Annotated in this window: 5 protein-coding genes; all 5 read right to left on the bottom strand. The window is 41.6% G+C overall.

Annotated features, from left to right (window positions below; translation table 11 throughout):
* Positions 1-538 (bottom strand): glycosyltransferase (locus tag VNZ46_RS15415; RefSeq protein ID WP_325560956.1); only part of this gene is annotated, 538 nt, incomplete at its 3' end.
* The gene (locus tag VNZ46_RS15410) at positions 531-1,751 is read right to left on the bottom strand and encodes a hypothetical protein (RefSeq protein WP_325560955.1); all 1,221 of its coding nucleotides are present in this window, start codon (positions 1,749-1,751) and stop codon (positions 531-533) included. The genes VNZ46_RS15410 and VNZ46_RS15415, both read right to left, overlap by 8 nt.
* 11 nt (positions 1,752-1,762) lie before the next feature.
* A complete protein-coding gene (locus VNZ46_RS15405; RefSeq protein WP_325560954.1) occupies positions 1,763-2,848 on the bottom strand; it encodes a glycosyltransferase family 1 protein in 1,086 nt (361 codons plus the stop codon).
* 18 nt (positions 2,849-2,866) lie between these two features.
* Positions 2,867-3,463 (bottom strand): sugar transferase, encoded by a 597-nt coding sequence (locus VNZ46_RS15400; protein WP_325560953.1) that lies wholly within the window; start codon positions 3,461-3,463, stop codon positions 2,867-2,869.
* Positions 3,441-4,676 carry a DegT/DnrJ/EryC1/StrS family aminotransferase gene (locus VNZ46_RS15395; protein ID WP_325560952.1) on the bottom strand — a complete coding sequence of 412 codons (1,236 nt, stop codon included), beginning with the start codon at positions 4,674-4,676 and terminating at the stop codon, positions 3,441-3,443. Before VNZ46_RS15395 ends, VNZ46_RS15400 begins: the two co-directional genes overlap by 23 nt.
* Positions 4,677-4,829 lie beyond the last annotated feature (153 nt).

The following is a 4,829-nucleotide window of genomic DNA, read 5'->3' as shown; positions in this document are numbered from 1 at the left end:
CTACATGTTCCGTAGTTTTTAATGACGGCCGGCCATTCTCAATGAGAATATCGTTATCCAGTCCATAATATGTCCGGTAGGTTTCCCTCCCGTTTTCAGAGATGGTAACTGGTTTCACCTTATGGAAACGGTAAAATATCCCTCTTAGGTTTTTTAACCAAAAACCAGGGCATTCTTCCCGGGCAACATTATGGATGGTGTGAAAGAACAAGGTTCTGCTGCTGTATAACCGATAAAGAAATAGGTACTCTGAACTATTTAAATGGCTGTGTACCACTGCAGGGTGCTGGTTTCTGAGCCAAAAGGTCAATTTCAGGAATACCTTCAGACTAAAACCCACCTTCTTACTGAAACTTACATACTTTACCCGGGGATCCAGGTCTTTTACAAAACCTTCTTCACCATTGTCCATCAGGGAAACCAAATAAATTTCGCATCTGGTATTCCGGGCCATTTCATTACAAAGGTCTACTACAAACCGCTCTGCGCCTCCCCGGCTCAGACTACCGATAATCTGTACAATTCGAATTTTAGGCATAGATATAGGGATTTAATACGGCATCCTCCGCAACCGCTCTGGTTTGGATATGGTGTAGTTGCAGGATGCTGAAATACAAAAAAACGGTAGGCCCGTCTGCACTAAGCAGCCATGGATTATGCGATAATGCATTCAGACAAATGCCTATAAAAGAGAAGCATAAACAGATCATTAAGGCATTTTCTTTCTTTCTGATGAACCTGACTGCACCAAGAAACAACTGAATAGGTTTATAATAAATGGCCAGTAATAAGCCAATACCGGCAAACGGCCCCAGGTAAGTAAAGAACATCAGGTAGGCATTATGCGAGGTAATGCCAGATGAAAATACATAGTCACGGTAGATTACATCTCCCCAGTTCTTACCATAAAAAATGAGCCCGAAAGGATATTCTGTGTAGATCCTCAGATTTTCCATAGCAAGGCCAGACCGGTCGTTTGATGCATCGTTATGTTCATTTTTGGTCAGGATATTTTCTGCGCCACCCAGATTGTCTTTTAGTACATAATTGAAAAACAAGAAACTGGCCAGCAGGATCATAGCAATAGAGATTACTGCTTTCATCCTGTAATTGAGCAGCATAAAAAGAAATACCACGAGCGTAAAGGTTACAAAGGCCGAGCGTTGCATACCCAGAAAGAGAAACAGCAGGCAGGCCATAAGAACCAGCAGAACCAGTAAGAAATGCCTTTTATAGACACAAACAAAGATAAAAGCAAAACAGCACAAGGCGGCCATCTGGTAGCCAAAAGTAAATTGTGTAAGCGCAATGCCAGAGGGACTCTGTACCACCTCGTCTCCCATCAGCAAAGCTCTTAATCCATCTATTTCTCCAAAATAATGGTTCAGGACCATGACTACTCCTGAGAAAGTGAGGAGGGCAAAAAAGATCCATATAGACAGTTTAAGACGTTGCAGGTTATCGCCTACAAAGTAATTGAAGTAGAGCGCACAAAGCAAAATACAGATCATATTGGCGGCAAAACCATTAAAGTCGGCCAGACCAATAACACTGTACAGAAATACAGCAATACCGATCCACAGCAATTCCCTGGCATACAGGAAGGATGTTTCCCCCTGCTGCTTAAAAATGAAGATCAGCGGAAAGCAAAAAATCAGTGGTGCGGGAATTCTAAAAAATGCAGTCATAAATACACCGAAAGCCAGACTGAACAAATACAATGTCACACATATGATCACCGGTAATTTCATATCAATAGGTTTTAGATCTTGCCAATTCCTTGTACAATCTGTTGAACAAAAGAATTGGCATCATAAATAGCTTTTCTGTAAACTTCCTGCCCATAAGCAGCAATATCCTGATGGGCTTTGTAATAGGTAATTAAATGGTCCAGCTTTTCTTCCAGATCGAGGAGATCCCATGAAACCGGGATATAGGTTTCGTTTTCCTGATAGAGATTCGGAAAGGTCTCCAGATGATTCATCAATGGTTTAACCAATAGCGCTCCTGAAATAAAAGTTTCAAAATCACGGTAACAGATTTCCCCCCATCCAAATGGACTCAGGCCAATTTTGGAATTTCTAAGTTCTTTCCAGTACCTGCTTTTGCTTACATTACAGCCACTGGCAATTTGCAGCTGCAATTGAGTAAACAAAGCCAATATATAATTCCGCTGATCTGAGATGCCTTTTATCTCTCCATGATCCTGATGGATTGTCCCCCTAAAGGTCAGGTCCAGGCTCCTGTTTTTAACAACGGTTGAAAATCTTGGCGGATAGACCTTATAGCTTAAGTAATTACTCAGTCTGCTCATTTTATAGCCAAAGAACCGGTAGTCGTTAAAACCGATATTCCATCCTATATTAATTTTCTGAAGCTGGTTTGCCGGGCAGGGCTCAAATATTGTTTTAGCGTTTTTAGGTAAGAGATCGAGCCAGAGCCGGAGGTTCCTCCCCTGGTTTGCATGGGTATAGTACTGTTTATCTTTCAGTACTTGTTTCTTGAGAAATACATCTACATAAGCAATGATCGGAAAATCTGAAGAGCCTGAGGAATCTGCCGCGTCGAACCAGATTAACCTGCCCGTCCGTGTATTCATTTTTTGAAGATAAGCGATCAGCTCCGCTTCATTCTGTGTATTTCTTGTTTGCAGGTGCTGCCAGCCGCTGGCAAAATATCTGGAGTGCAGCAGCAGATAATCTGCATCCGCCAATCTTTTGTCCAAATGATTTGTATAGAATTCTACTTTTAAACCATGGGCCAGAAATTCGTTTTTCCAACGATGAAAAGGATGACTTTCTCCATAAAATCTTTTTTCCGGCCAATCCAGGATTTTTAAGGTCTTCATTTTGTAAATCCTTAAGCATTATCGGTGCAGTATACTCCTGAGTGTATAAGAAATAATTTTCAGGTCGATCCAGAGGTTATGGTGATCAATATATTTCAGGTTCTGGTTAAGCTTTAATGGAATCACTGTATGGATGTAGAAGTCTTCCGGGTCATCTGAACGCTCCAACAGCTGGTTTTCGTCTATGAATTGTATAGAGGCCCAATCTGTAATTCCGGGTTTTACAGTTAATACTCTTTTTTGATCTGAATCGTACATATCCACATATTTGCAGACTTCTGGTCTTGGTCCAACAAAACTCATTTCCCCTTTTAGAATATTGAGCAGCTGAGGCAGTTCGTCAATTTTATACTTCCTTAAATAGTAACCTGCGGCGGTGATGCGTGCGTCATGATTACCTACGGTAAGTAAGCCCGAGCGGTCTGAGCCACAATACATGGTCCGGAACTTATAGAGTTCAAAGTTTTTCTGGTTCAGTCCTACGCGTACCTGTTTGTAAAAAATTCCGCCTGCAGAATCGAATTTCAGCCAGATGATCACTATAATAAATACAGGAAGAAGGCATAACAAACCCAGAAGGGCAAATACCACATCAAACATTCTTTTCGTATTCATAGCTAATATTGACTTGTACAGCTTCGATAACGCTGTCGATGATAAACCTGATTTCAAGATCGGTAAGCTGAGGATAGATCGGTAAAGAAATTTCGCAGGCATACAGTCTATAGCTGTTTGGATAATGTCTGATCTCATAACCAATGCTTTTAAAATAGCTTAGCATCGGCATCGGAATAAAATGGACATTAACGACGATACCTTTGTTAACCAGGTCTTCAATGATCTGATCGCGCTGGGCCTCGGTTATTCCTTTGATACGCAAGGGAAAGAGATGATAGGAGGTTTCCCTTTGATCGTCTTTGGTTACCGGAGGGATAAACCAGTGCTGGCCTTTAAATCCTTCGCAGTATTTCTCGCTGATGTCTTTTCTCAAAGGAAGAAGCGTTGATGTATATTTTCGGATCTGGGCAAGGCCAATGGCTGCACAAACATCGGGCATATTGACCTTATAGCCTTTTAATAGAATATCATACTTCCAGTTTGCCCCTTTTGATTTGGCAAAAGCGTCTTTGTTTTGTCCATTTAGGGAAAATAGTTTTAAAAAATTAAACTCTTCTATGTTGTCAAAACTGGCAGGCAGGTTTAAGCAGATACAACCTCCTTCTGCAGTGGTGATATTTTTTACGGCGTGGAAAGAAAAAATGGTTACATCTGCCTGTAAGGCTGCAGAAAGTCCATCGTAGTACGAGCCAATGGAGTGTGCTGCATCTGCAAGCAGCAGGATCCTGCCAAGTGCTGTTTGTCTTGAACTTTCTGCTTCAAACAGGTCCATGATCTGCGGTTCCCGTACTATAGTTTTCAACTGATCGTATTTGCAGGGTAACCCGGCAATATCTACAGCGATAATTGCCTTTGTCTTGCTGGTAATTTTAGCTCTTACTTCTACAGGATCCAGGGTACAATCATCCAGAACGTCCACCATGATCGGAATTGCTCCGCAATGCAAGACACACAGCGCCGTTGCGCAATAGGAATAGGCTGGCACGATGACCTCATCTCCTTCTTTAACTCCAAACCATTTTAACATCAGCATAGCGCCCGACGTCCATGAATTGACACATACTGCTGCCGCAGAACCGGTTAATTTAACCACTTCGGCTTCTAGCATTTTTACCTTGGGCCCGGAAGTAATCCAATTGGCATACAGCGAGTCAAGAACCTCATTAATCACTGCCTGATCAATAAAAGGAGGAGAAAAAGGAATATTCATAGTTTTAAAATTTAAGAGTTAAAGAGGATCAGATCCTCCCATTGGCTGGAGATTACTTCAAGATCATTATTCTGACGAACAAGTCGTGCTCTGTTCTTGAGCTTATGCTGATAAACCGGGTCATTAAGAATCTTTAAAATTCCCTGGGAGAGC

Source organism: Pedobacter sp. (assembly GCF_035566355.1).
GTDB lineage: Bacteria > Bacteroidota > Bacteroidia > Sphingobacteriales > Sphingobacteriaceae > Pedobacter.
Note: the sequence above shows the minus strand (reverse complement) of the source record. Positions and strands in the feature narration are given on the sequence as shown.